Genomic DNA, 25,675 nt, shown 5'->3' with positions numbered 1-25,675 from the left:
CACGAGCCCCGGACCGCCCAGCGGTAGATTGTCCCGGCGGTCCGCCCCCGGGTTCCGCTGCCGAGAGGAGCCACTGTCCGTGACCACTTCCGACCTTCCCGCCGAAGGCCAGTCCGACGTGTCCGCCGAGGGCACCGAGGCACCCTTCGACGATGTGATCACGCTCTCCACCTCGACCGACGAGGACGGCGTGGTGACCGTGACGGTCGTCGGCGAGGTGGACACCTTCACCGCCCCCGTCCTCCGCTCGACGCTCGACGGTCAGCTGGAGCAGCAGCCGCGCGAGCTCGTCATCGACCTCTCCGGTGTCCAGTTCCTCGGCTCGGCCGGGCTGGCCGTGCTCGTCGAGACGCAGAAGTCGTCCCGCTCCCGCGAGGTCGGCCTGCGGCTCATCGCCAGCACCCGGGCGGTCACCCGTCCCCTCGAGGTGACCGGCCTGATCGACCTGTTCACCATCGCGGACAGCACCGCCCGCTGACCGCAGTCGGGGCACCACCCCGGTGACTAACGACAGGCCCCGCCTTCCGGCGGGGCCTGTCGTCGTTCCGGGCTCAGGCGGAGAGCAGCTGGCACACGGCGGCCTCGAGCACCTTCTGGGCGTCGCGATCGGCCTCGGCCTGCTCGGCCTTCCGCAGCACCGGTGCCACGGTCTCCCCGTTCTCGAACTTGTCCACGACGCGGGGGTCGACGTAGCTCGCCTTGCACACCGCCGGGGTGTTCCCGAGCTGCTCGCTGACCTGCCGGTAGGCAGCGCTGATCGCCTTCTTGCGCGCGGTCCTGCTGGCCGGGGGCGGCGCCTCGGCGAGCGCCGCGGCCATCAGCACGGTCGCCGTCCAGGTGCGGAAGTCCTTGGCGGTGATCTCCGCGCCGCTGATCTCCTTGAGATAGGCGTTGATCTCGGCGCTGGTCACGTCCCGCCACTCGCCGTCCTCGGTCCGGTAGGCCAGCAGGTCCTCACCGGCGTCCGCGGGCCGCTCGAGAAGCTGCCGGACGACGGTCGCCGTCGGCTGATCGGTGATCTCGACCTCGCGCTCGACGCCGCCCTTCGCGGTGTAGGAGTAGAACGTCCGCTCCCCGCGGACCGACACGTGGTCGCGCTTGAGCGTGGCGAGGCCGTAGGTGCCGTTCTCCTCCTCGTACTGCTCGCTGCCCACCCGGAAGGCACCGAGGTCGAGCATTCGGATGGCGGTGGCCAGCACGCGGTCGCGGTTCAGGCCGCGGGTGCGCAGGCCGGCCTTGACCGCGTCGCGGACGTCGGGGAGCCCCCGGGCGATCTCCAGGACCCGCTCGTGCTTCTCGGCGTCGCGCCGGGCCCGCCACTGGTCGTGGTACCGGTACTGCCGCCGGCCGGCGGCATCGACCCCGGTGGCCTGGATGTGCCCGTTGGGCCAGGGGCAGATCCACACGTCGCGCCACGCCGGCGGGATGGCCAGCGCCCGGATGCGGTCGAGCCGGTCGTCCCTGATCAGCGTCCCGTCGGTGTCGAAGTAGGCGAAGCCCCGCCCGGCCCGACGGCGCCGGTAACCCGGCGCGTTCACATCACTGCGGCGGAGTCTCACGGCAGGAGGGATGGACACGGGACGGCGCCGACAAACCCGGCCGCCGGATGCGGCGGGCGGGTCGGGCAGAGGACGGTGGTCAGCGCAGGTCGACCAGGTCGCCGAGGCCGCTGATCTGCAGCACGTGCCGGGTCACGCCGCCCTCCGGAGCGTGGACGACCAGACGCCAGCTCTCGCTGCGGGCGATGCGCGCGATGGCGAGCACCACCCGCACGGCGGCGCTGCTGAACAGGTCCACCTCGGCGAGGTCGAGCTCGATCCGGCCGGTGCCGCCGTGGCTCGCCTCGAGCAGCCGGATGCGCAGCTGCTCGGCGCCGGCCTCGTCGATCGCGCCGCTGGCGACGACGACCGGACGGGCTCCGCTGCGGTCGACCGTGACGGTGGCGTCGGTGATCCCGGCGCCCCGTTCGGTCTCCCCGTCGGGCCCCCGGCGCAGCCGGAGGCTGAGGGTCACCGTCGTCCCCTGGGGCTCCTCGGCCAGGGTCACCGTGTCGACCAGCTGGCGCATGATCAGCAGGCCCCGCCCCCGGTCGCCGGGGTCGCGGTCCGGGGGACGCCACGAACCCTCGTCGCGGACGGTCACGGTCAGCACCCCGTCGACGTCGACGTCGGCGGTGACCGCCATCGGCCCCGGCTCGGCGCCCCGGTAGGCGTGCTCGGCCGCGTTCGCGCAGGCCTCACCCACCGCGACCATGACCCCGACCCGGTCCTGCTCTCCCATGCCGACCCCGGTCAGCCAGGTGCCGAGCTGCCGCCGCACGCCCGGCAGGGCGGCCGGGAGCGCCACCAGCTCGAGGCGGAGCGGCGACAGGGACGTCGCCCGGCGATGGGCCACGAGCACGGCGACGTCGTCGGGCCACCCCTGCGGGCGGCGGACACCTTCGGCGATGGCTGCGGCAAGCCCTGCCGACGCCTCGGCCTCCAGGGCATCGGGAGGCGACAGCACCTCGCGCGCCACGTCCGCGAGCCGGTCGAGGGCGACGTCCGGGCCGGGAGCACCGGCGACGGCCCCGTTGGAGAACAGGACGAGGGTCGCCCCCTGCTCCAGGACGTGCTCGGCGACCTCCGTGACGGAGCCCGGCAGGCTGCCCAGCGGCGGCCTCGCCACCACCGGGAGGAACTCGGTGCTGCCGTCGGCGTGGACGACCAGCGGCGCCGGGTGCCCGGCCGCGCCGTAGATCAGCCGGCCCGTTCCGGCGTCGAGTACGCCGTAGCAGACCGACGCGCCCTCGACGTCGTCCATCTCCGCGGCGAACGCGTCGAGGGCGCCGAGGACCGCGCGCGGCGACGGGTCGCGGAGGGCGGAGGAGCGCATGGCTCCGCGGAGGCGGCTCATGGCGCCGGCGGCCGGCACACCGTGGCCGACGGCATCCCCCACCACCAGCGCGACCCGCCCGCCGCCCAGCGCTACGGCGTCGTACCAGTCACCGCCTGCGGCACCGGCGACGGTGGCCCGGTGATAGCTCCCGGAGAGCCGGATGTCGGGCAGCATCGGCAGGGACGGCGGCAGCAGCGACAGCTGGGCCTGTTCGACCACGTCCGGGGGCGGCTTGGGCCAGACCGAGGTGTCGGTTGCGACGTCGTCGGATTCGAGGACGAGCAGCGCGCCGGGACCGCCCGCGACGCGCATCGGCCGCACGACCACGGTGGCGGCCGAGCCGTCGCTGTCCATCGGTCCGCAGACCGTCTCGGTGCGGCCGGTGCGGAGCACCGCGTCGACCACGTCGGCGACCGGCCGACCGTCGACGACCGGCAGGTCGGCCGCCTCGATGCCCAGCGAGCGGGCGCGCGCGTTGGCCCACACGGGTGCCCCGCCTGCAGCGGCGAGACAGTAGATGGCGGCGGGTGCCGACTCCATGGCCGCGACGAGGACGGCGGCCGCCATGTCCAGGCCAGGGCCGCCCACGTCCCCGGCGGGGTCGGGCGGGGGTGGCACACTGCCTCGACTGGTGGTCATCTCAGGTCAGCCAATACCAGGGTTCAGGCCCCGGCAACCGCGCCCGGACGCCCGTGTCATCGTGGCCCACGCCACGTTTGCCACGGTGCGGGACGGGGGTAGTCAACGCTCTTGCGCGGCGTCCGGGCACTACTGCCCGTGCCGCCCACCGGCTCGATCCGAGCCCGGCACGATGGAGCGCCGCCACTCGAGGGCCGAGTGCGCAGCAACGAAGGAGCGGACGACGGATGGTCGACTCGAGGGGCGCACTCGCGCAGGACGCCCGGCGCGGCGAGAGGCTCGAGCTGCGGGTGCCCACCACCGCGACCCAGCTGCCCGCGGTCCGGGCCATGGCGGCTGACCTCGCCCTGCGGATGGACTACGACCTGGACGCCGTCGAGGATCTGCGCCTCGCGGTCGACGAGGCCTGCGCCACGCTCAGCCAGATCGCGGCATCCGGCGCGCCGTTGACGGTGGTCTTCGAGACCACCCGCTCCGGGCTGCACATCGACGCCTGGGTGCCGACGGCGCAGGGCACCGACGTACCCCGGGACGGATTCGGCTGGGCGGTGCTCGCCACGCTGGTCGACGCGGTCGAGGCACGTCGCTCGACCCAGGACGCCGTCCCCGGCGGCAACGGCACCGACGCTCCGGTGGGCGTGATCTCCATGGACAAGTTCCTCCCCGGCCAGCACCCGACCGAGGCGAACGGCGCGGGACAGAACCTCTCGGTCGCCCGGTGAGCCGGTCTACATCCACCGGCGAGACCCCCGTCGTGGCGGTACCGCTGCCCGGCCAGCGTTCGAACGGAGGGCCCGGCCCCGAGGACGACGTGACCCCTGACCACGCGGTCGAGGCGCCGGACGGCGTCCCGGACCCGCGGACCGAGGTCGCGACCGACGACGCCGAGGTCGTGGCCGACGACGCCGAGGATGCGACCGACGACGCCGAGGTCGCGACGGACGACGCCGAGGTCGTCGCCGACGTGCTCCCGGTGCCGGCCGAGCCCGACGCACCACCCATCTCGGACAACCGGCGGCGCGCCGAGCGGACTGCTCCGTTGTTCGCCGAGCTGGCCACGCTCGAGAAGGGCGACCCTCGACGCGAGCGGCTCCGCGAGATCCTGGTCGAGGAGCACCTCCCCCTCGTCCGGCACTTCGCCCGCCGCTTCTCCAACCGCGGTGAGCCCTTCGACGACCTGCTGCAGGTCGGCACGCTCGGGCTGATCGCGGCCATCGACCGGTTCGACCCGACCCGCGGGGTCGAGTTCCTGTCCTTCGCCGTCCCCACGATCACCGGCGAGATCAAGCGGCACTTCCGCGACCAGGGCTGGTCGGTCCGGGTGCCGCGCCGGCTGCAGGAGCTGCACCTGTCGCTCAACGCCGCCGTCGGCGAGCTGGCCCAGAAGAACGGCCGCGCGCCGACGCCCTCGGAACTGGCCGACCACCTGCGGATCCCGCGGGCCGAGGTCCTCGAGGGGCTCGCCGTCGCCAACGCCTACCGGAGCAGCTCGCTGGACGAGCGGCTCTCGGGCGAGGACGACTCCCCCACGCTGGCCGCGACCCTGGGCGAGGAGGACGCCGCGCTCGAGGGCGTGGAGTACCGGGAGTCGCTGCAGCCGCTGCTCGCCACGATCCCGGCCCGCGAGCGCCGCATCCTGATCCTGCGGTTCTTCGGCAACATGACCCAGTCGCAGATCGCCGCCGACATCGGCATCTCGCAGATGCACGTGTCGCGGCTGCTCAGCCAGACACTGGCCAAGCTGCGCGAGGGCCTGCTGAAGGACTAGCTCGGAGAGCCGGGCTGGCCGTTGGCCGTCTGCGACGGGTCGGCCGGCAGCTCCCGGACCTCCTGCTTCGCCTGCGTCAGCGACGGCGTCACCGGCATCTGCGGGGTCGGCGGCGGGGCGTCGGCGATGCTCGAGAGCTCGATCTTGGCCTCGGGCTGATCGGCGGCCCGCGGGAGCTGCGACTCGAACCAGCCGGTGGTGTCCATCGCCGCGGTCGGCGTGGAGCTGCCGTTCGCGGAGGGCTCGACGTCGAGCCAGGACTTCCCGTCCCCCTCGGCGCCGCCCAGGCGGGACAGCCCCTCGAGCGCCTTGCTGAACTCGCTGGGGACGATCCACATCTTGTTCGCGTCCCCCTGCGCGATCTTGGGCAGCGTCTGCAGGTACTGGTAGGCCAGCAGGCCCTGATCGGGCTTGCCGTCGTGGATCGCCTGGAACACCGTCTCGATCGACTTCGCCTGCCCCTGCGCCTGCAGGAACAGCGCGGCGCGCTCACCCTCGGCCCGGAGGATCCGGCTCTGCCGCTCGGCCTCGGCCTCGAGGATCGCCGCCTGCTTCTTGCCCTCGGCCGACAGGATGGCCGCGGCCTTCTGGCCCTCGGCGGTGGTGATCGCCGACTGCCGCGCGCCTTCCGCGGTGAGGATGATGGCGCGCTTGTCGCGGTCGGCGCGCATCTGCTTCTCCATCGAGTCGCGGATGGACGCCGGCGGGTCGATCGCCTTGATCTCCACGCGCGCGACCCGGAGCCCCCACGGCCCCGTCGTCCCGTCGAGGACCTCGCGCAGCTGGCTGTTGATGCCGTCGCGGCCGGTCAGCGCGCCTTCGAGGTTCAGCCCGCCGACGACGTTGCGCAGCGTCGTCGTCGTGAGCTGCTCCATGCCGGTGATGTAGTTCGCGATCCCGTAGACGGCCAGGCGGGGGTCGGTCACCTGGAAGTAGAGAACGGTGTCGATCCCGACCTGGAGGTTGTCGGAGGTGATCACCGGCTGGGGCGGGAAGGAGATGACCTGCTCGCGGAGGTCGATCGTCGCTCGCACGCGGTCGACGAACGGCACGAGGATGGACAGGCCGGGCTGCAACGTCCGGCTGTAGCGGCCCAGCCGCTCGATCACCTTCGCCTGTGCCTGCGGCACGATCGTCACGCTCTTGGCCAGCACGACGATCACCAGCAGGGCGATGACGAGCAGCGCGATGATGGCGGGTTCCATCGGGGGCTCCCTTCCTCGGGGGTCAGGGCTGATCCTGCACTGTCGGGTCCGCGACGATCACCAGCTGTGCACAGGGTTCACTCCAGCGCGTCGCCGACGACGGCGGTGGCACCGTCGACCTGGAGGATCCGGACCATCTCGCCGACGGCGTAGGACTCCCCGCTGTGCTGGCTCCGGGCACTCCACTCGTCGGCGCCCATCCGGATCCGGCCACCGGAGACGTCCACGTCGCGGGTCACCTTGGCGGTGCGGCCGATCAGCGTGTCGACGCCGTCCAGCTGGAGCGGCGTCCGGTTGGTGAGGTGCTTCGTCGCGATCGGCCGCACCACTGCCAGGAGCAGCGCCGAGACCGCGATGAACGCGATCAGCTGGAACACCGTGGCGCCCCCCAGCAGGGCGACCGTCATGCCCCCGAGGGCGCCACCGGCGAACATCAGCAGGACCAGATCGAGGCTCACGACCTCGCCGGCGGCGAACAGGCCTGCGGCGATCAGCCAGAGCAACCACGCAGCCATGCCCGGAGTGTCGCAGAACGTCACGCCGATCGGGATTGCCTTTTGATCACAGGTTTCCGGAACTCCCCCGGACGCCGTCGTAGCCTCGCGGGGTGCACGACTTCCCCGCCGGCCGGTTCGCGGCCTGGACGACGGCCTGGCTGGGCGGTCGCACGTCCTACGACGAGGCACTCGACGCCCTGCTCGGCGACCGCGTGCACACCGTGGCCGGGCTGCCGGACACCGACCGGGCGGTGCCGCTGGGCCGGGCCCTGACCACCCTGCGCGGCCTCGGGGAGCGCCGGTTCCGGCTCGTCCTCCCGGTGCCCGGCGACGTCCGCGGTCTGCCACGGCTACCGGGCCTGGCCCCGTTGGCGCTGGAGGCGGGACAGGCCGCGGTGGGCAGCCGGCTGACCCTGGTGCCGGAAGCCGGGGGGCCGGAGGCGGTCGCCTGGACGGCGTTCCCGCTCGACGGCGCGGAACCTGTTCCACCGCCGGTCGAGGGCACGCTGCGCGCGGTCTCGGGCGCCCTCGACCTCGCGGTCACCGGCGCCGCCCGCACCCTCGCCGGGCTCGACGTGGCCCGCTGGAACCCGGAGGTCCCGGGGCTGCTGGCCGGCCTGTCGAAAGCGACCGCGCCGGGGCTCCCTCACGACCACGACCCGCTGGCGCTGTCGGTGCTCGGCCGGGCGCAGCGGCTGGCCGCCGTCCTCGACCTGGCGATGGCCGACGCGCCCGGCGCGGCGGTCAACCACGCCCAGGCCGCCGCCCGCGACTCCGCCCTGCGCCCGCTGGCCGACGCCGTCCGCGACGCCGTGACCGCCGCGTTCAACACCGTTCCGCGCTAGGGCCTCCCCTGGCTACGGTCGCCGGCATGACCGAGCCGCAGCTGACGATGAACCGGCTGATCCACGCTGCCGTGCGGCGCGACCTGGACCGTCTCTCGGGCGCGCTGCAGTCGTTCCGCGACGGCGACACCGCCCGCGCCCGTGACCTCGACCGCGCGTACGTGAACCTCCGCAGGGAGCTGACCCACCACCACGAGGGCGAGGACACCCACATCTGGCCGATGCTGGCCAAGGTCGGGGTCGCGTAGGACCTGCTGCACGAGATGGAGTCCGAGCACCACGCGATGGCCGAGGCCCTGTCGGAGACCGGCGCCGCGATGACCGCGCTGGCGAGCAGCGGTTCCGGCGCCGACGCGGCGGCCGCGCGCGAGAGCGTCGTCCGGACGCAGGCCGTCGTGGAGCGGCACCTGCTCCACGAGGAGTCCGAACTCGAGCCGCAGCTCCACCCGCACACCGAGACACCCGAGTGGAAGGCGGTGGAGAAGAAGCTGAGCCGGCAGCCGCCGGGCGTGGCCGGCCCGTTCTTCGCCTGGCTCACCGACGGGATGAGCGACGAGCACCGGGCCTTCCTGCGCACGCTGATCCCGGCGCCGGTCGTCACCGTGCTCGCGAAGGTGTTCGGCCGCCGCTACAACCGCGGCATCGCCCCGATGTGGCGATGACACCGTCGTCCTCCGGACGACGCCGCGGCCACGAGCCGTCCCCCGGCGCCGCGGAGCCGCTGCGTCACGCCTGCGCGGGACCCTCCGGGCCCCACTCGGCGTGACCAGGCGTCACGTTCGGCTCGGGCGACCCACGAAACAACACGCGGCAGGGCAGTTGGTGCCCAGGCGGGGCAGCCCGCCGGCGCGGCGCTCCTCCAGCAGTTCCCGCACCGTGCTGACGAACGCGGGGTGGGTGCCGGCGGTGGCGGCCCGCGCGAACGCCAGTCCGACCTCCTCGGCGGTCTCCCTCGCCTCGTTGTCGAGGTCCCAGATCACCTCGAGGTGGTCGCTGATGAAGCCCACCGGGAAGAGCACGACCGCCGTCTCGCCGTCCTTGGCCAGGGCCCGGAGGTGGTCGTTGACGTCGGGCTCCAGCCACGGCACGGACGGCGGGCCGCTGCGGCTCTGCCACACCAGGTCGAACGGCCGGCCCGGGGCGACCTCGGCCACGATGCGGTCCGCGGCAGCCAGCAGTTCGGCCTGGTAGGCCCCGCCGTCCGGTCCGGCGACGGCGGCCATCGCGTCGGGGATGCTGTGCGCCGTCGCGACCAGGCGGGCGGTGTCCCGCAGGCCCTCGGGCAGCGAGGCCAGGGCCGCGGCCAGCGCGTCGGCGTTGGCCTGGATGAAGCCCGGGGTGTCGAAGTAGTGCGGGAGCTTCTCGGCGGTGGGGCCGCCCCCGGACACGGCGCGGGCCCGTGCGATGTCCTCGTGGTACTGCCGGCACCCGGAGAACGAGGCGTAGGCGGACGTGGCGAAGACGTAGACGTGCTCGACGCCGTCGTCATACATCTGGCGCCAGACGTCCTCGACGTAGGGCGCCCAGTTGCGGTTGCCCCAGTAGACGGGCAGGTCGACGCCGGCCGCGGCGAGGTCCTGCTCGACCGCCGCGATCAGGGCCTTGTTCTGCTCGTTGATCGGGCTGACGCCGCCGAAGTGGTGGTAGTGCTCGGCGACGTCCAGCAGCCGCTCGCGCGGGATGCCGCGACCCCGGGTCACGTTCTCGAGGAACGGCATCACGTCCTCGTGCCCCTCGGGACCGCCGAAGGAGAGCACCAGCAGCGCCTCGCGCCGTCCGGCCGGTGCCGGGTCGGTGGACGGCGGCACTCCCCCGTTGTTCCGGACGGCGAGGGACGAGTCCTCGTCGGGTCGCTGACCTGCGGGTGTGATCTCGACGTCGGTGGCGCGGGGCACGACTGTTCTTCTCTCTCACGGCGTCGGCGGATGCAGTTCATCCACCGACGATCATTCGGGGGACGTCACACGCCGACGGCGTGGAAGCCTCCGTCGACGTGGATGATCTCGCCGGTCGTGGCGGGGAACCAGTCCGACAGCAGGGCGACGACGGCCTTGCCCGACGGCTCGGTGTCGGTGACCGACCAGCCCAGCGGCGCACGGGACTCCCAGGCCTCCTCGAACTGGTTGCTGCCGGGGATGGCCTTCATGGCCATGCTGCGCAGCGGGCCCGCCGCGACGAGGTTGGACCGCACGCCTTCCGACCCCAGCTCCCGCGCGAGGTAGCGGGAGGTGGACTCCAGCGCCGCCTTCGCGGCACCCATCCACCCGTAGACCGGCCAGGCGACGGTGGCGTCGAAGGTGAGCCCGACGATCGAGGACGGATTGGCCAGCATCGGCCGGCAGGCCTGGGCCAGCGAGGCGTAGGACCAGGCGGAGACGTGGAACGCCGTCGCGGCGTGCTCCCAGGCGACCTCGGGGAAGCCCTCCCCCATCGCCTCCTGCGGCGCGAAGCCGATGGAGTGGACGACGCCGTCGAGGGTGGCGTCGGCGCCGAGCTCCTCCCGGAGCCGGTCGGCCAGCGTCGACAGGTGCTCGGTGTTCGTGACGTCGAGCTCGATGACAGCCGCCTCCTGGGGCAGCCGCTTGGCGACCCGCCGGCACAGCGACAGGGTCCGCCCGAAGTTGGACAGCACCACCGTGGCGCCCTGCTCCTGCGCGATGCGCGCCGTGGCGTAGGCGATGGACGCCTCGGTCAGCACGCCCGTGACCAGGATCTTCTTGCCCTCGAGGATGCCCATGCCCTTAGTGCCCCATTCCCAGTCCGCCGTCGACCGGGACGACCGCCCCGGTGATGTAGCCGGCCGCGTCGCCGGCGAGGAACCGCACGACCCCGGCGATCTCCTCGGGCGAGGCGTACCGGCCGAGCGGCACCTGCCCGAGGATCTCCTTCTGCCGGGCCTCCGGCAGCGCCGCCGTCATGTCCGTGGTGACGAAGCCGGGCGCCACCACGTTCGCGGTGATGCCCCGGCTGCCGAGCTCACGGGCGATCGAGCGGGCCAGGCCCACGAGCCCGGACTTGCTCGCCGCGTAGTTGGCCTGCCCGGCCGAGCCGAGCAGCCCGACCACCGACGACACGAAGATCATCCGGCCGGACCGGGCGCGGACCATCTTCGCCGACGCACGCTTGGCCACCCGGTACGCGGCGGTGAGGTTGGCGTCGACGACCTCGGTGAAGTCCTCTTCCTTCATCCGCATCAGCAGCCCGTCGCGGGTGATGCCGGCGTTGCTGACCAGCACCTCGACCGGCCCCTGGTGCTCCTCGACCTCGCTGAACGCGCGGTCGACGGCGTCGGCGTCGGTGACGTCGCACTGCACGCCGAACAGCCCGTCCGGAGCACCGCTGCCGCGGTGCGTGACGGCCACCGAGTCACCCGCCTCGGCGAAGGCGCGGGCGATGGCCAGCCCGATCCCCCGGTTCCCGCCGGTCACCAGCACTGACCTGCCCACGTGCCACTCCCCTGCGCCGACGCCTGTGTGCTGCGAACTTATCCGGTGGCCGCCCGGCCCACCTGCGGGGAAGCAGTCAGCACCCGGCGTCCGCCGCGGCGGGACGTTTCAGAGCGCGACGAGGAGCTGGCCGCAGGTGGGCCAGGCGCCCACGCCCTGGACGACCAGGACCTTCTCCGCGACGGCGATCTGCTGGGCCGGCGTGGCGAGGTCGGCTCTCGGGGCATGGGCCAGGCCACCGAAGGCGGCCCAGGTGGACGGGCTGAACTGCAGGCCTCCGTAGTAGCCGTTGCCCGTGTTGATGGTCCAGTTGCCGCTCGACTCGCACATCGCGACGCCGCTCCAGTCATGGGCTGGCGCGTTCTGCGCCGGCCCACCGGAGGACGAGCCACCGCCGGGACCGCTCGACGGGACGGAGGACGCTGGCGCAACCGGCTGCACGGCGGTCCGCTGTCGCTGCAGGGTGACCAGCGTTTCCCGCGCCTCCTGCAGCTCGGCCTCCATCGCGGCCTGCTGGGCCTCGAACGTCTCCGCCGTCCGGCGGGCCGCGCTCTCGATCTGGTTGGCCGAGGCCAGGGCGGCGGCGGATTCCTGCTCGAGCAAGGTGGCCTGGGCCAGCGCGTCCCGGGCCACCGTCGCGGCATCGGCGGCCTGCCCCTGGACCACGGCGACCCGAGTCAGGACGTCGGACCGGCGGCCGCCGGCGGCGTCGAGGAGGGCGGCCCGCTCGAGCATCTGCGCGGGGTCGGCCGAGGTGAGCAGAGCCTGCATGCCCGGCGAGGTCGTGCCGGTGATGTAGCTGCTCCGGGCGAACGCGGCGACGTCGTCACGCGCGGCGGCCAGGTCGAGGCGGGCCTGCTCGGCCGCCGCCTCCGCGGTGTCCGCGGCCGTCCGAGCGCTCCGGTAGGCCGCCATTGTCGCCTCGTGACGGCCGAGGGCCGCGGCGGCGCCGGCGGCCGCGGAGTCCACGGCCGCCCGGGCAGCGCCCAGGTCCGTCAAGCTCCGACCGACCTGCGCGGCGGCGGCGTCGGCAGCCTGCTGTGCGGCACTCACCTGGGCGTCGGAGGGTGTGGACGGCGCGGCTGAAGCGGACCCGGGGAGCACGCACAGCCCGATGGCCGCGGCGATCCCGACGACGGCCCACCGGCTCGCCGGCCGGTGGCGGGCGGTCCGTTCCCCTCCCACCTCCACGCGCACGGTCCCCCTTCAGCGTCCGGAAGCTCCCGGTCCCGGGATCGCCCGTTCGAGCGCTCCACCATGGGAATCGGCCAGTCGGGAGCAGTCCTTGAGACCCGATTCGACGGCGGACGGCGATCGGTCGGCCACCTACGCTGGCGGCGTGTTCCTTCTCTTCGGCTTCGGCACCAAGCACGAGGACCTGGGTCCCGGGGCGGTCCGTGCCTGCCCGCGCTGCGGCAACACCTCGCAGTGGGCGAGGGTGCGGCAGTTCCGGCAGTTCACGGTGTTCTTCGTGCCGGTAGCCCGGTGGGGGCGTCGGCAGCTCGAGATCTGCGGCATCTGCGGCGCCGCCGTCGAGCTGTGAGCACGGTGGCGCCCTGGTCCGGTAGTCGGCCTCGGGCCCGGCCGGGGGTCGTCGCTCCCATGGCGGGACACTGGCGGGATGCCAGAGCCGGCCGCAGGAGGCGCCGTGCCGGTGGGGAGGGCCCGCACGCTGGCTCAGGCGTACCGGACCTTCGGTGAGGTCGACGCCGCCGGAGCATCGCCGCTGTACCAGCGCGTCGCCGTCGCCCTGAGCGAGTCGGACGAGGCGCTGCGCGCCATCGAGGCGGCACCGGCGCGCAAGCGGCCCCCTCCGGTGATCCTCGCCGCGCTGCACGACCTCGCCCTCGCCGGCCGCGCCCCAGCGCTTGCCGCGGCCTATGCCGCCGCCGACGGCGACGCTGCCGCCGGCGCGGCGATCGACACGCTCGTGCGGATGACCGACGAGGTCGTGGCCATCGCCGTGCGCCGGCGGACGCGGACGTTCGAGGCCGGACGCTGCGCCGTGCTGTACCCGGCCATTGCCGAGGCGGCGCGCCGGGTGGGCGCGCATGCGGTCGGGCTGGTCGACGTGGGCTGTTCTTCCGGGCTCAATCTCCATGTCGATCGCGTCGGGATCACGTACAGCAACGGACCGTCGCTGGGCGACCCGTCCTCTCCCGTGCAGCTGTCGTCCTCGATCGTGGGAGACCGACCCATCCCGATAGCGGCGATGCCCGACGTCGTCGCCCGGGTCGGCGTCGACCCCGATCCGGTCGACGTGACCGACGCGGACGACGCCCGCTGGCTACGCGCCTGCCTGTGGCCCGATCAGCCGGAGCGGATGGCGGGGCTCGACGCGGAGATGGCGTTGGTGGCAACCGCCCCTCCGCTGCTGCTGCGGGGTGACCCCCTCGAGGTCCTGGCCGACGCCGTCGCCCGTGTGCCGGCGGACGCCCTGCCAGTCGTCACCACGACGTGGGCGCTGTCAGCCCTCCCGCTCGAGAGCCGCCTGCGCTTCCTGCACCGCCTCGACGAAGCGGCGGACGGCCGGGCGGTGGCGTGGGTGTCAGTGGAGGGGGTCGGCGTCGCGCCGGCGATACCGACACTCGGCGATCGCCGCGCCGCCGGCCACAGCATCATCGGCCTCGCGGTGCTCGACCGGTCGGCTCTGCACAGCCAGGCCATCGGTCGCTGCTGGTCGCGGGGCCGCCTGCTGGCGTGGCTGGCCGGCTCCTAGGTCAGGCAGGCATTGTGGGCGTAGTGACCGGCGGTGTGCGCCGTCCAAGTCACGTGAGTTGAGGTGCCTGCGGCAGAGATCTGGTCTCAGCCGGGGTCACCTGTCACCCGACTCCGCGGACCCGTCCGTGGCCGGCTCCTCGCCGGTGCCGGTGGACGCGTCCGTGGTCGGCACCTCGCCCGAGCCCGCGGACCCGTCCGCGGTCGGCAGCTCCCCCGAACCCTCGGACCCGTCCGTCGCCGCCGTGTCACCCGAACCGGCTGACCCCTCGGGGGCCGGCACGTCCCCCGACCCGGTGGCCCCGGCCGCAGCCGCGTCGCCCGACGCGGCGGACCCGTCCGTGGCCGGCACCTGCCCCGAGCCGGCAGATCCGTCGGGGGCCGGCACGTCCCCCGACCCGGCGGACCCGTCCGCAGCCGCTGTGTCGCCCGAACCGGCGGACCCGTCGGGGGCCGGCACCTCACCCGATCCGGCGGAGCCGTCCGCAGCCGCCGTGTCGCCCGAACCGGCGGACCCGTCGGTGGCCGGCTCCTCCCCCGTTCCCGCGGACGCAGACCTGTCCGCATTCGCAGTGTCGCCCGAACCGGCCGACCGGTCGGTGGCCGTCGCCTCGCCGGTCCCGGCGGACCCGTCGGCAGCCGCCGCGTCGCCCGTTCCGGCGACCCCGTCCGCGATCGTCACCTCCCCCGACCCGGCGGACCCGTCGGTGGCCGGCTGGCCGCCGGTCCCAGCGGACCCGTCCACAGCCGCCGCGTCGCCCGACGCGTCGGACCCGTCCGTGGCCGGCTCCTCCCTCGATCCGGCGGACCCGTCCGAGGTCGGCTCCCCGCCCGACCCCGCATTCGCCGGGTCCTCCACCGGAGCGGCCTCGACCGCCACGGGTCGACTCCCCAGCTCGGGCCACGCTTGTCCTGTGTAGCGGACCTGCCGGCGCGCCGAGGGCCCGTCGAGCGGGTTGCCGCAGGCGCAACGGACGCGGGGTACGCCGTCCTCGTCCACCAGCACAGCGGTCCCGGCTTGCAGAACTGCCTGGTAGGCATTCGCCCGGCCGTCCCGGAAGCCGTGGTTGGTGACGGCCGTGTCGGTGCTGAGGACGACGGGAGTGAGCGACCTCAGGAACGACCGGATGTCGCTCGGGTGGATTCCCTGGGCACGCGCCCAGGCCGCTGCCCGGTCCGGATGGGTGTCGAAGAACGTGGCCAGGGACGACGCGCTGCATGCATCGGCACCGGTACCGCCGTAGATACCCATGGTGTCTCCAGGACCCGGAACGTCCTCCGTCGGTGCACCACCCTCGGTGTCCGGCGTTGATCCACCGTCGGCCGGGGGTGCCGACTCGGATGCCGCGCCAACGGGCGGCGGGGCGAAGGGGTCACCGCCGGCGGAGTCTGCGCGTTCTGCCACGACGGATGTGGCGCCGACCGGGTCGAGCCGACTGGCCCCCGCCGCATCCGCTCCCAGTACGAGGGCGAGCAGGCCGACGACGACGAGCCGCACGGCCGGACGACGTCGCTTCGAAGCGCTCGGCCGCGGACCCTCGGTCGGCACGGAGGGGGTCGCGGAGGCGGCAGCAACGACGGGCGGACGGTCGCCCTCGACCGAGAGCGGCGCCGTACCCGCCACAGGCTCGCGCTGCTCGCCGACGCAGCCGGGCTCGGACCCGGGGTCCATCCGGAGGACGGGTCGGTGGTCCGCCGACTGTGCGGTCTCGTACGGGGCGTCTGCCGGGGCCGGGAGGCCCGCGATCGGCCCGGACGCGTGGAGACCTCCGCCGGACTTGTCCGCGGCGACGGTCCCGCCGTCCGAAAGGGGGCTGTCCGACGTCGCGTCGGCGCCGTGCGTGGCCGCTCCGATGTCCGGGGTCCAGCCGCCACCAGGGGTGGTCATCGGCACCGGCACGTCGAGGGCCGCCTCGAGCTCGCTCACGAGCTCCTCGCACGACTGGTACCGGTCCGCCGGGTCCTTCGCCATCGCCCGCGCCACCACGGCGCTGACCGCCACGGGAACCTCGGGACGGATCTCGGCGATGGGCGGCGGCGTCCCGACCAGGTGCGCCCACAGCAGCGCGGCGTCATCGTCCCGCCGGAAGGGCGGCAACCCGGTCAGGCACTCGTAGAGGACGCAGCCCAGCGCGTAGATGTCCGCTCCCGGCCCCACCGGCTTGCCCTGGATCTGCTCGGGCGAGACGTAGTCGACCGTGCCGAGGAAGTGCCCGGCGCTGGTCAGCCCGGCCGACAGCTCGGACGTGCGCTTGGTGAGGCCGAAGTCCGTGAGGTAGACGTGGGAGTCGCGAACGGCATCCGGCCGCTCCTGGCTCTCGGCGATCAGGATGTTCGCCGGCTTCACGTCGCGGTGGACCAGCCCGGCGCGGTGGGCGGAGTCCAGCGCATCCCCGATCTGGCCGAACAACCCGACCGCCCAGTCCAGTGGCAGCTGGCCACCCTGGTCGGCCAGCAGGCCCTTCAGGTCGGGGCCGGCCACGTACCGCATCGCGATGTACAGCTGCCCGTCGGCCTCGCCGGCCTCGTAGATCGGCACGATGTTCGGGTGGTCCAGCGAGGCGGCCATCCGGGATTCCTGGATGAAGCGCAGCCGGAACTGCTCGCTGTCGGCGAGGTCCGGCGTGAGCAGCTTCAACGCGACCTTGCGGCCGAGGCGCATGTCCTCCGCGCGGTACACGACCGCCATGCCGCCGCGGCCGATCAGGGAATCGATCCGGTAGTCAGCGATCGCGCTGCCCGGTTCGTACGTGGTCACCGAAGTGGATGCTCTGGGCACGTGGAACCTCTGGGTGTCCGGGGGATCCGTCACGATCAGGGTCGCCTCCGGCGAGAGGCCGGAACAGTCACTGCAGGGGTGATCGACGGCCTCACGAGGTGTCGACCCTCGCCACCTTGGTGAGGGATGCGCAGACCGCCCGCCGCCTCCCCACCGCGCGCGTCCGGTGCCAACCGTCGGCACCGAACCGGGGGCTCCCGGACGCGGGCCTCGGGGCGTACGCGCTGTCCAGGTCACCCGAGTGGACCCCGACGCTCCTGCGTGGGTGGAGGTTGTCATGTTCCTGATAGTCGGCCGTGCCGGTCTCAGCGGTTCACGAGCGCCGACCGGGCGCTGGCCACGGGCCGCGCCGACATGCGGCGCCTTGCGCCCGGAGTCCAGAGGTCGTCCAGCAGGTTGCAAGTCCCTGCCGCCAGCGTTGCGGCCATGACGACCTCCCCGAACACCCAGACCCCCGCTCCTCGCCGGCCGCAGGGCTGGCGGTTGGCCCTGCTCGCGTCCGGAGCCACGCTGCTCGCCGGCGGCCCCATGCACCCCGACTCCGACGCTTCGGGTTCGATGCGCGAGGAGCTGGCGACGATGACCGCCGACGAGATGTGGGTGCCCGGGCACACGCTGGTCGTGATCGGCACCGTGCTCCTCGTCGTCGGCCTGTGGATGGCCCGCCGCCGGCAGGTCTGGCCCCAGGCGGCCGGACGGCCCCTCGCCGTCGCCGTCGTGGCCCTCTCCCTCTACGCGGTCGAGACGGTCTTCCACCTCGCCGCCGTGGTCGACAGCCACGCACTGGACGCCGGCCACGCCGCCCCGGTCGCCTTCACCCACCTGGGGCTCGCCGCCGTGCTGTACCCCGTCAGCGGTCTGGCCGTCGTGTACCTCGCCACGACGCTGGCCAGGATCCAGGGCGGCCTGCGCCGCGTCGTGGCCCTGCTCGGCGTCGTGGGCGGGCTGGCGCACGCCGTCGTGGTGCCGCTGACCTTCCTGTCGCCCGACACCGAGTTCACGCCGCTGTTCGCGGTCGCGGGCGTGCTGCTGGCCCTGTGGGCGCTCGGTACCGCCGCGACCGGCGCGCGTGCCGAGAAGACCGCCGCTCCCCAGGAGCTCGCATCCGTCGGCTGACCGCCCGCACTCCTCCCACCGACCAGGCGGCGCCCGGGATGCCCGGGCGCCGCCTGCTGCTCTCGGTCCCGGTCGCGCCCCGTCGCGTTTAGCATGCGCCCCGTGAAGGTCCGGGTCTTCGGCGAGCTGGCGGTGGAGGTGGACGGGGCGTCCGCCGACCTCGGTGGGCCCAAGCCACGGGCACTGCTCGCGCTGCTCGTCGCCGCTGAGGGCAGGCCGGTGTCGGTGTCCCACCTGGTCGACCAGATCTGGGGCGAGCAGCCGCCGGCCCGGGTCGAGGCGTCGCTGCAGTCCTACGTCGCCCGCCTCCGCCGGGAGCTGGAGCCGGCCCGGCGGGCGCGCGCCACGGACGACCGGCTGCGCACGCATCCCGGCGGCTATTCCCTCGCCCTGGCGGCCGAGCACGTCGACGCGCGCCGGTTCACCGAGCTGATCCGCCGTGCGCGCTCCGACGTGGCCGCCGGCCCGGCCCGGGCGGAGGCTTCGCTCGAGGAGGCGCTGGCGCTGTGGCGGGGGGACCCCTACGCCGGGCTGACCGAGACCAGCACGTCACTGGCTGCCGAGGCGCTCCGGCTCACAGAACTGCGGTTGACCGCCCTGGAGGATCTCTGGGAGGTCCGCACGGCGCGGGACGACCGCACGGCCGCGGCATAGCTGGAGCAACTGGTGCGGCAGCATCCCGCACGGGAACGGCTGTGGGGGCTGCTCGCCCGCGCGCAGTACCGCGCCGGCCGGCAGGCCGACGCGCTGGCGAGCCTGCGACGGGCCCGCGACCACCTGGCCGAGGAGCTCGGCATCGACCCGGGGCCGGACCTGCGGGCCCTGGAGGAGTCGATCCTGCGGCAGGACCCCGGTCTGCTCCCCCGCCTGGCCGACCGGCCCGCCACCGAACGACATTCCGCCGGGCCGCGGGCGCCGTCCACCGATGCCGGGCTCGCCGGACGGGCACGGGAGCTGGCGGCGGTCGACGACGTCCTCGCCGCAGCGGCCCGGTGCCGAGGCCGCACCGTCGTGATCCGCGGTGAGCCCGGCATCGGCAAGACGCGGTTCGCCGAGGAGGTGCTGGGCCGGGCGAGAGCGGCCGGCTTCCGCTGCGGTCGAGGCACCTGGGACCCCGACGGCAGCCCGCCGCTGTGGGGCTGGACCAGGGCCGCCCGCGCCGTCTTCGGCAGCGACCAGGCCCTCGCTGCCACGGAGGGCGGGGTGCGGGACGCCGCATCGGAGAGCTACCGGCTCGCCGAGACGCTGCTCACCGCGGTCGGTTCGGGCCCACCCGTGCTGCTCGTCCTGGACGACGTCCACTGGGCCGACGCGGACAGCCTGCGACTGATCCGCCGGGTGGCCGCCGACGTCGCCGACGTCCCGGTCGTCCTCGTCGTCGCCCTGCGCAACTCCCCCGCCGATGCGGACGGCTCGCTGGCGGACCTGCTGGGCGCTCTGGCCCGGCTGGACCCGCTGCGGATCGATCTGGCCGGCCTCGACGAGGCCGCGATCGTCTCCTGCGTGGCGGTCTCCACCGGGGTGGAGATCTCTCCGGAGATCGCGACAGAGCTCGTCGCCCGGACGGACGGGAACCCGTTCTTCGTGACCGAGGTGGCGCGCCTGCTGGCGAGCGAGGGAGCGCTGGCCCGGCCGGACTCCTCGGTGTGGCGCACGGTGCCCTCCGGCGTGCGGGACGTCGTCCGGCAGCGCCTGGCCGGGCTCCCGGACGCGACCTCGCAGATCCTCGCGGTGGCCGCGGTGGCCGGGCGGTCCTTCGAGCCGGCCGTCGTGGAGCAGGCGGCCGCCTGCTCCCCGGTCGACGTGGACGAGGCGCTGGCATCCGCGATCGCGCTGGGGCTCGTCGACGAGCCGGCGCCCGGCCGCTACCGGTTCACGCACTCCCTGGTACGTGACGCGGTCTACGAGATGCTGCCGGCGCCGGCCCGTGCCCGCACGCACCTCCTCGTCGCCACCGCGCTGGAGGACGCACACGCCGGCCGGATTCCCGACCACGCGGCAGAGCTCGCCGAGCACTACCGGCTGGCCGGCACCGCCCACGCCCGGTCGGGCTGGACCTTCGCGCGACGGGCCGGGGAATCGGCCGCCACCCGCTCGGCGCACGCGGAGGCGCTCCGTCTGTTCACCCTCGCCGTCGAGCTGCAGGAACGGGACCCGCTGACCAGCCCGGAGGAGCGCGAGTCCGTGCGGGTGGGACGCGGCCGGGCGCTGCTACGACTCGGCCGGCCCATCGACGCCTGGCCGGAGTTCGCCACCGCCGGGACGTCGGCGTTGCGCCGCTCCGACCCGGCTGCCGCCGCACGGATCCTGCTGGAGATCACCCACAGTGCGGTCTGGGGATGGCGGACGCGGGCCCAGGTCGACCACGCCGCCATCGACCTCTGGAACGAGGTGCTCGCCTGCCGGGACGGCGCCCTGACCGCTGCCCTGCGCGCCCGCGTCGAGGCGGCGCTGGCGGTCGAGCACCTGTCCCGCCCCGACGGGGCCGACACCAGCCTCCGGCTGATCGACTCCGCCGTCGCGCGGCTGCGGACCACGGACGCCGGGCCCCAGGACATGGGGGCCGTGCTGCAGCTCGCCGCGCTGGCGATCGCCCGGACCGATCTGCTGCACCGCCGCGCCGCGCTCGCCGAGGAGCTGGTCGAACGCGCCGCGCGGGCCGGCGACGAATGCGCGGGCGCCCGCGCCCTCACGCAGCGGGCCGGCATCCGGGCCGAGGCGGGACGCCTGGAGGAGGCACACTCCGATCTGGTCCGCGCGCAGCAGCTTGCCGAGCGGCACTCGCTCCCGCAGGTGCTGCTCGTCTCCGGCTGGGGGCTGGCGCTGCTCCGGCAGGTCCACGGCGACCTCGCCGGCGCCGAGGAGGACATCGACCGGCTGGAGCGGCTCGAGCACACGCTGGCCACCCCGGGCGTCGGCATCGGGCTGGCACAGCGGACCACGATCCGGTGGGTGCAGGGGCGGCTGGGCGAGCTGGAGCCCGTCCTCCGGCAGGCCGCCGCCTACCAGCCGAGCGAGTTGCGCGACCTGCACGCCATGGCCCTGGTCGAGGCGGGGCGGGCGGAGGAGGCACGCCGGATGCTCGGTCCGTGGGGCGAGCAGCCGGCGGTGATCCGCGACTACCTGTGGATCAGCCTCACCGTGTTGCGCGCCTGGCTGTGGCTCGAGTTCGCCGACCGCGGCCTCGCCACCGACGACGCGGTCGCCGATCTCCGTCGGCAGCTCACCCCCTACGCCGACCGGCTGGCCTCCGGCGGCCTGTCCGCCCTCTTCCTCGGCAGCGTCTCCCACACCCTGGCGCGGCTGGCTGCCGCCGACGGCGACCCGGTCGCCGCCCGGGCGCACGCCCGCACCGCACTGGACACGCACCGGTCCCTCGGGCTGGAACCGTGGACGGCCCGCACCGAGGCCTTGCTGGCACGGTTGCCGGACTGAGTCCCGTTCCTCAGGGCGTGGCGGTGCCGTGGATGGCGAGCGCGCGCCGCCGGAAAGCCCGGCGGGACAGCCGCGGCACGATCCACCGGACCGGCGCGGGAGCCTCCGCGAGCATCTGCGCGATCACGGCGGGATCGCCCTCGTACTGGAACATGCCCAGGGCCAGCGACAGCTCCGATCGCCGGGTGCGCGCGCGGCCGCGCTCCCCCAGCTCCGCCCACTCGGCCTGCGTGACGGCTCGGGCCGCGATCGGCAGCAGCCGCTCCTCCTCCGCGTCCAAGTGCTCGGCAAGGTGCACGTACAGCTGGTCGAACAGGTCGGCCAGCCGGTCGCGGTCGGCCGGGGCCGCCGTCGCCGCCCAGCGCACGCGGACATCGCCGATCTCGCTGAGCAGCGCGTCGACCTGCCCGTGCTGAGCCTCCATCAGCCGCACGATGGGGGCGAGCTCCTCGGGCACGCGTTCCAGCAGCTTCGGCCACAGGAGCTCGTCCTCGCCGGTGTGGTGCTCGTGCAGCGACCGTGCGACGAAGTCGAGATGGTCGGCGACCACCCCGGCCCGGCGCACGTCACCGTCGGCGACGCGACGGACGACGCCCCCGGCCAGCCGGATCTCACGACGGAAGAAGGTGTGGATGGTCGGCATCACGCTGGTGTCGATCGGTCCGGTCGTGGCGTGCATGGCTGTCTCCTCGGCTGCGGCGGGTCGTCAGCACGACGATCGACCCCACCCCGTGCATCCGGCTTGCAGCCCGCTTGCAGATCCACCTCATACCTGACTCGGCTCAGGCGGGTGCGCACCTCGTCGGTTGATCCCTGACTCGGCTCACGATGCGGGGCTCGTTCTCCGCCGTCCGCCTACCGCTTCCGGACGGCGTAGGTCAGGTGCGTCACCCTCGGGGAGGGCTCCGCGCGGACCTGCTCGAGGGCCACGCGGTCCGCGTCAACGCCCTCGAACAGGCGGATTCCGGAGCCGAACAGCACGGGCGACAGAGCGATCGAGAACTCGTCGATCAGGCCGGCGTTCACGTACTCCAGGATCGTCGCGCCGCCGCCCGCGATGCGGACGTCGCGGTCGCCGGCGGCCTCGCGGGCCCGGTCGAGCGCGGCCTCGATGCCGTCGTTGACGAAGTGGAAGGTGGTCCCGCCCGGCCGCTCCCAGGGGTCACGCTTCTCGTGCGTCACGACGAAGACCGGCGTGTGGAAGGGCGCCTCCTCCGGCCACATCTGCTCGCCGGCGTCGAACATGCGCTTGCCCATCACGCTCGCGCCGGTGCGCTCGAACGTCGTCCGCACGATGTCGTTGTCGCGCCCCTCCTCGCCACCCCCGCCGAGCTTCAGGTTCTCCCGGAAGAACCGCGTCGGGAAGACCCACCGCTGCAGTTCCATCCACTGCCGCCCCATCAACTCCCCGAGGGACCCGGGCGCGATGAACCCGTCCAGCGACATGGACACGCTGAAGAACACCTTCCCGGCCATCAGCCCTCGCCTCCCTGCCGATGGATCTCGGTGACGTAGGCAGCCAGGTTGCCCAGGGTCTGCCGGCCACCCTCGATCGCGTGGTACTTCTCGACCGCCTCGTCGCGCAACTCCCTGGTGGGGAACACCGTGCGCATGTCGATCCGGGTCGCCGCCCCGTCGGGCTCGAACGTCAGGACCGACTCGAAGGCGTTCGGGTCGCCGCGGAACTCACCGTGCAGCAGCGCGATCCGCTCCGGCGGGACGATCTCGGTCCAGGAGATCCATTCCTGGTAGTCCGTCCCGTCCGGCCCGTGCATCACGAAGTCCCACTCCCCGCCGACGCGGAACTCGAAGGACCGCGTGGTGGTGGTGAACCCGTCCGGCCCCCACCACCGCGACAGGTGCCGGACCTCGGTGAACGCCTCGAACACCAGCTCCCGTAGGGCGCCGATGACCCGCGAGATCACGATCTCGCGGCCGGCCGTCGCGGACTGCGCCGGCGCTCCTCGTCCCGTGGCGCTCATGAGCTACTCCTCCTGCCGTGCCTGCTCGAGGTCCTGCACGTACGCGTCCAGCCGGTCGAAGCTCTCGTTCCAGAACCGCTCGAACCCGCCGGTCCACTCGTGAACCGGCCGCAGCCCGCGGGCATCGAGGCCGTACAGGCGCTGCTTGCCTGCCTTGCGGTCCCGCACGAGCCCGACCTCCCGGAGCACCCGCAGGTGTTTGGACGCCCCTGGCTGAGTCATCCCCATCTCCCGGGCCAACTCGGTCACCGGTCGCTCACCCGCCCGCAGCAGCACGAGGATCTCCCGGCGCTGCGGCTCGGCGATCGCGTTGAAGACGTCCGACGTCGTCGCTGCTCGTGCCACGGCGCCAACGTATACCCATATCGGCATGAGTCAAGACCAGGAATCTGGTGGGTGTGGTGACCACCGTGTCGAGGGCAACTCTGGCCGGGGCTCCGGGGCAGGGCGCAAATGAGAGAACTCGTTCATGCCTCGGACCGTGCGCTGCTGCGGGGACCGGGTGTCAGGTGGACACACCACGACGTGGCCGTCCTCCGATTCACGTGCCGTGGGCCGATCCGCTGAGGTCAGTCTGTGGGAGAGGGCGGTTCCGACAGCTCCCAGACGCGCTCGAACTGATCGGCAACGAGGGGCCAGATCCTGTGGCGACCGTCCTCGACCGAATCGATCTCGTCAGCCAGTGGTGGCAGGACGACGAAGTCGTGCGGGATCACCCTTCCGGCGCGGTCCTGCCGCCCCAACGGATCCGGCAACCGCAGCGCCACCATCTCGCGTTGTTCCCTCGTGCCGGTGATAGGGCGCCAGACCTCCGAGTCCTCCTCGACGCCCGAGAAGGCGATGTCGTAGACCCGGAGCGGCTCCTCGATCCCTCCGTCCCGGAGGAACCGGAAGCCCCAGGTCCGTCCACGCGTGGCCCAGATCAGGGTCATCGCAGGCTCCTGAGGAAGATTCCCCGCTCCTCGCCTCCTTCGAGGTCGAGCCGGAAGCCGGTCAACGTGGCCTTGAGGTTGTCCCCCTTCGCGCGCGCCTCGTCGTTCATCTCCTTCAGCTTGTCTCCGGCCAGCTGAGCCACGAGTTGCAGGCTGGGACCGGCAGTACCGAAGAAGATGCCGAGCTTTCCCGGCAAACTGGACAGACGCTTGAACAGCACATCCACCACAGGGCCGATGCCGCCCAGCAGGCTCTCCGCCACCCTCCCCGGCAGCTGCTGCGTCTGGGTCCAGTCGATGTGTCGCTCGATGGGGAGCATCGCGGCCAGCGGCAGGAGCAGGTCAAGACCGATCCGCTCGGTGACTTCGATCTTGCCCACCTCGAATTTCGCCGACGAGAGCAGCGCGAAGTCCTCCCCGACCGACAGCGCGTCGCTGCCCTCCACCATCTCCGCGATGACGTTGCGCAACTCGGTGATCTCGTCGGACGCCTTCAGGACGAGGAGGTCCCGGAACCCGAAGACGTCGAGGTCGGGCAGGAGGTCGGATTTCGACAGCGCCAGGACCCAGATGCGCGGGAACTCGACGAGCGGCTGTCCGTCGTCCAGCAGGTCGTCCTTGAGGTTCAGGAGCCCGTTCTTCAGGTTGGCGAACAACGACTTGAGGTAGCGCTCCTCCTCGCCGGCGTTGTCCAGCATCCGCTGCGCATCCACCAGCAGCAGGGCGACGTCCGAACGCAGCAGAGACCTGAACGTGTCGACTCGGCGTTGCCCCTCTTCCGGTCCGCTCACGTCCTCCTCGAACCACTCGCCCGGGTAGTCGTGCCAGACGAGGCGCAGTGCATTGAAGGGCTGAGCTCTCGTCGCCTCCGGATCGGACCCGGCCCTCATCTTGACCGAGAGGGAGTAGGACGTCGCCCGGAAGCGATTGGCCTCTGGCACGCTCGCAGAGCTCTTCATCCCGAGGTAGTTCTTGTGCAGCCGGCTCCCCTGGCCGATGTCGTCGGCGACGACGTGGAAGAGGCTGTCCTTCAAGTACGCAGGCTCTTGCGCGGCCCCGTAGAACGAGGAGAGCAGGACGGTCTTGCCGCTGCCGCTCTCGCCGAACACTGCGATGTGCTGTTCCAGCGCTGCGCTCAGTTGCATCCGAGGACCATAAAGGCTTCGCGGCCGACCGGCCCGGTCGCCAGGGTGGGCCGCCCGGCGCACGCCCCGGGCACCGCCGCGGCTGCCCGGCAGGCCATGGCCTGTCCCGCATGCGTGCCGTGCAGATCACCCCCTTCGGCGGTTCCGAGGTCCTGGAGATGTCGACATCGGCGAGCCGGAGCCCGGTCCCGGCCAGCAGCTCTACGAGGTCTCGCCAGCCGGCATCCACTACGCCGACACGCACCACTTCCTGTCGTGAGCGGTACACCGCGTAGAACTGAGCCGGTCCGC

General features: G+C 73.3%; 25 protein-coding genes and 1 pseudogene. 11 read left to right on the top strand and 15 right to left on the bottom strand.

Annotated features, from left to right (window positions below):
- Window positions 1-79: 79 nt before the first annotated feature.
- Complete coding sequence (locus E4P39_RS14135; RefSeq protein WP_135137212.1) at window positions 80-478, top strand: STAS domain-containing protein; 399 nt, start codon at window positions 80-82, stop codon at window positions 476-478.
- Window positions 479-551: 73 nt separating this feature from the next.
- Here E4P39_RS14135 and E4P39_RS14130 read toward each other — a convergent pair whose 3' ends face one another.
- Both E4P39_RS14130 and E4P39_RS14125 read right to left on the bottom strand, forming a co-directional pair.
- Window positions 552-1,538 carry a DNA topoisomerase IB gene (locus E4P39_RS14130; protein WP_135137211.1) on the bottom strand — a complete coding sequence of 329 codons (987 nt, stop codon included), beginning with the start codon at window positions 1,536-1,538 and terminating at the stop codon, window positions 552-554.
- 100 nt (window positions 1,539-1,638) lie between these two features.
- The gene (locus E4P39_RS14125) at window positions 1,639-3,516 is read right to left on the bottom strand and encodes a SpoIIE family protein phosphatase (protein ID WP_245159829.1); all 1,878 of its coding nucleotides are present in this window, start codon (window positions 3,514-3,516) and stop codon (window positions 1,639-1,641) included.
- 227 nt (window positions 3,517-3,743) lie between these two features.
- On the opposite strand from E4P39_RS14125, the gene E4P39_RS14120 reads away from it, so the two are divergent.
- Together E4P39_RS14120 and E4P39_RS14115 are read left to right on the top strand one after the other, a co-directional pair.
- On the top strand, window positions 3,744-4,238 hold the full coding sequence (locus tag E4P39_RS14120; protein ID WP_135137210.1) for an ATP-binding protein: 495 nt from the start codon (window positions 3,744-3,746) through the stop codon (window positions 4,236-4,238).
- A gap of 89 nt (window positions 4,239-4,327) precedes the next feature.
- Window positions 4,328-5,284, top strand: a complete 957-nt coding sequence (locus E4P39_RS14115; RefSeq protein WP_245159828.1) for an RNA polymerase sigma factor SigF — start codon at window positions 4,328-4,330, stop codon at window positions 5,282-5,284.
- Here E4P39_RS14115 and E4P39_RS14110 read toward each other — a convergent pair.
- The gene (locus E4P39_RS14110; RefSeq protein ID WP_135137209.1) at window positions 5,281-6,489 is read right to left on the bottom strand and encodes an SPFH domain-containing protein; all 1,209 of its coding nucleotides are present in this window, start codon (window positions 6,487-6,489) and stop codon (window positions 5,281-5,283) included. The two genes, E4P39_RS14115 and E4P39_RS14110, sit on opposite strands and share 4 nt — an antisense overlap.
- A gap of 77 nt (window positions 6,490-6,566) precedes the next feature.
- Window positions 6,567-7,004, bottom strand: a complete 438-nt coding sequence (locus E4P39_RS14105; protein WP_135137208.1) for an NfeD family protein — start codon at window positions 7,002-7,004, stop codon at window positions 6,567-6,569.
- 92 nt (window positions 7,005-7,096) lie between these two features.
- Between E4P39_RS14105 and E4P39_RS14100 the strand changes: the two genes are divergently transcribed.
- Genes E4P39_RS14100 through E4P39_RS14090 form a run of 3 tightly spaced genes read left to right on the top strand, consistent with a single transcriptional unit; the run spans window position 7,097 to window position 8,493 of the window.
- Window positions 7,097-7,831: a hypothetical protein gene (locus E4P39_RS14100; RefSeq protein ID WP_135137207.1), complete on the top strand. Its 735-nt coding sequence runs from the start codon at window positions 7,097-7,099 to the stop codon at window positions 7,829-7,831.
- A gap of 26 nt (window positions 7,832-7,857) precedes the next feature.
- Window positions 7,858-8,079: a hemerythrin domain-containing protein gene (locus tag E4P39_RS14095; RefSeq protein ID WP_135137206.1), complete on the top strand. Its 222-nt coding sequence runs from the start codon at window positions 7,858-7,860 to the stop codon at window positions 8,077-8,079.
- A gap of 15 nt (window positions 8,080-8,094) precedes the next feature.
- Window positions 8,095-8,493 carry a hypothetical protein gene (locus tag E4P39_RS14090; protein WP_135137205.1) on the top strand — a complete coding sequence of 133 codons (399 nt, stop codon included), beginning with the start codon at window positions 8,095-8,097 and terminating at the stop codon, window positions 8,491-8,493.
- A gap of 111 nt (window positions 8,494-8,604) precedes the next feature.
- On the opposite strand, the gene E4P39_RS14085 is transcribed toward E4P39_RS14090, so the two are convergent.
- The 4 genes from E4P39_RS14085 to E4P39_RS23255 all read right to left on the bottom strand — a co-directional run bounded on the left by E4P39_RS14085 (window position 8,605) and on the right by E4P39_RS23255 (window position 12,330).
- The gene (locus tag E4P39_RS14085) at window positions 8,605-9,726 is read right to left on the bottom strand and encodes a ferrochelatase (RefSeq protein ID WP_135137204.1); all 1,122 of its coding nucleotides are present in this window, start codon (window positions 9,724-9,726) and stop codon (window positions 8,605-8,607) included.
- Between the two features lie 65 nt (window positions 9,727-9,791).
- Window positions 9,792-10,568 carry an enoyl-ACP reductase FabI gene (gene fabI, locus E4P39_RS14080; RefSeq protein WP_135137203.1) on the bottom strand — a complete coding sequence of 259 codons (777 nt, stop codon included), beginning with the start codon at window positions 10,566-10,568 and terminating at the stop codon, window positions 9,792-9,794.
- 4 nt (window positions 10,569-10,572) lie between these two features.
- On the bottom strand, window positions 10,573-11,277 hold the full coding sequence (locus tag E4P39_RS14075; protein ID WP_135137202.1) for a beta-ketoacyl-ACP reductase: 705 nt from the start codon (window positions 11,275-11,277) through the stop codon (window positions 10,573-10,575).
- 108 nt (window positions 11,278-11,385) lie between these two features.
- Window positions 11,386-12,330, bottom strand: coding sequence for a transglycosylase family protein (locus E4P39_RS23255; RefSeq protein ID WP_280790862.1), 945 nt, complete (start codon window positions 12,328-12,330; stop codon window positions 11,386-11,388).
- A gap of 286 nt (window positions 12,331-12,616) precedes the next feature.
- On the opposite strand from E4P39_RS23255, the gene E4P39_RS14065 reads away from it, so the two are divergent.
- Window positions 12,617-12,820 (top strand): zinc-ribbon domain-containing protein, encoded by a 204-nt coding sequence (locus E4P39_RS14065; protein ID WP_135137201.1) that lies wholly within the window; start codon window positions 12,617-12,619, stop codon window positions 12,818-12,820.
- Between the two features lie 105 nt (window positions 12,821-12,925).
- On the top strand, window positions 12,926-13,996 hold the full coding sequence (locus tag E4P39_RS14060; protein WP_245159827.1) for a DUF2332 domain-containing protein: 1,071 nt from the start codon (window positions 12,926-12,928) through the stop codon (window positions 13,994-13,996).
- Between the two features lie 96 nt (window positions 13,997-14,092).
- Here the strand turns inward: E4P39_RS14060 and E4P39_RS22680 are convergent, their stop codons facing one another.
- A complete protein-coding gene (locus E4P39_RS22680; RefSeq protein WP_209306536.1) occupies window positions 14,093-16,753 on the bottom strand; it encodes a serine/threonine-protein kinase in 2,661 nt (886 codons plus the stop codon).
- Between the two features lie 447 nt (window positions 16,754-17,200).
- On the opposite strand from E4P39_RS22680, the gene E4P39_RS14050 reads away from it, so the two are divergent.
- The 3 genes and pseudogenes from E4P39_RS14050 (at window position 17,201) to E4P39_RS14040 (ending at window position 21,325) form a co-directional block, all read left to right on the top strand.
- Window positions 17,201-17,890 (top strand): hypothetical protein, encoded by a 690-nt coding sequence (locus tag E4P39_RS14050; protein ID WP_135137199.1) that lies wholly within the window; start codon window positions 17,201-17,203, stop codon window positions 17,888-17,890.
- Between the two features lie 93 nt (window positions 17,891-17,983).
- Window positions 17,984-18,718, top strand: a pseudogene (locus E4P39_RS14045) (AfsR/SARP family transcriptional regulator); the annotation flags it as partial.
- Complete coding sequence (locus E4P39_RS14040; protein ID WP_280790864.1) at window positions 18,704-21,325, top strand: AAA family ATPase; 2,622 nt, start codon at window positions 18,704-18,706, stop codon at window positions 21,323-21,325. The pseudogene E4P39_RS14045 and the gene E4P39_RS14040, both read left to right, overlap by 15 nt.
- A 10-nt stretch (window positions 21,326-21,335) precedes the next feature.
- Here the strand turns inward: E4P39_RS14040 and E4P39_RS14035 are convergent, their stop codons facing one another.
- The 6 genes from E4P39_RS14035 to E4P39_RS14010 form a co-directional block, all read right to left on the bottom strand.
- Window positions 21,336-22,004: a hemerythrin domain-containing protein gene (locus E4P39_RS14035; protein WP_135137196.1), complete on the bottom strand. Its 669-nt coding sequence runs from the start codon at window positions 22,002-22,004 to the stop codon at window positions 21,336-21,338.
- Window positions 22,005-22,180: 176 nt separating this feature from the next.
- Window positions 22,181-22,801, bottom strand: a complete 621-nt coding sequence (locus tag E4P39_RS14030) for a dihydrofolate reductase family protein (RefSeq protein ID WP_135137195.1) — start codon at window positions 22,799-22,801, stop codon at window positions 22,181-22,183.
- Window positions 22,801-23,307: an SRPBCC family protein gene (locus E4P39_RS14025; RefSeq protein WP_135137194.1), complete on the bottom strand. Its 507-nt coding sequence runs from the start codon at window positions 23,305-23,307 to the stop codon at window positions 22,801-22,803. The genes E4P39_RS14030 and E4P39_RS14025 overlap by 1 nt, the downstream gene beginning before the upstream one ends.
- A 3-nt stretch (window positions 23,308-23,310) precedes the next feature.
- The gene (locus tag E4P39_RS14020; RefSeq protein WP_135137193.1) at window positions 23,311-23,652 is read right to left on the bottom strand and encodes a metalloregulator ArsR/SmtB family transcription factor; all 342 of its coding nucleotides are present in this window, start codon (window positions 23,650-23,652) and stop codon (window positions 23,311-23,313) included.
- 224 nt (window positions 23,653-23,876) lie between these two features.
- Window positions 23,877-24,239: a hypothetical protein gene (locus tag E4P39_RS14015; protein WP_135137192.1), complete on the bottom strand. Its 363-nt coding sequence runs from the start codon at window positions 24,237-24,239 to the stop codon at window positions 23,877-23,879.
- Window positions 24,236-25,447 (bottom strand): ATP/GTP-binding protein, encoded by a 1,212-nt coding sequence (locus E4P39_RS14010; protein WP_245159826.1) that lies wholly within the window; start codon window positions 25,445-25,447, stop codon window positions 24,236-24,238. Before E4P39_RS14010 ends, E4P39_RS14015 begins: the two co-directional genes overlap by 4 nt.
- Between the last annotated feature and the right edge of the window lie 228 nt (window positions 25,448-25,675).

Origin of the sequence: Blastococcus sp. CT_GayMR19, from assembly GCF_004570385.1 — a bacterium.
In the GTDB taxonomy this organism is placed as follows: domain Bacteria; phylum Actinomycetota; class Actinomycetes; order Mycobacteriales; family Geodermatophilaceae; genus Blastococcus_B.
This window is presented reverse-complemented; position numbering and strand designations above follow the sequence as displayed.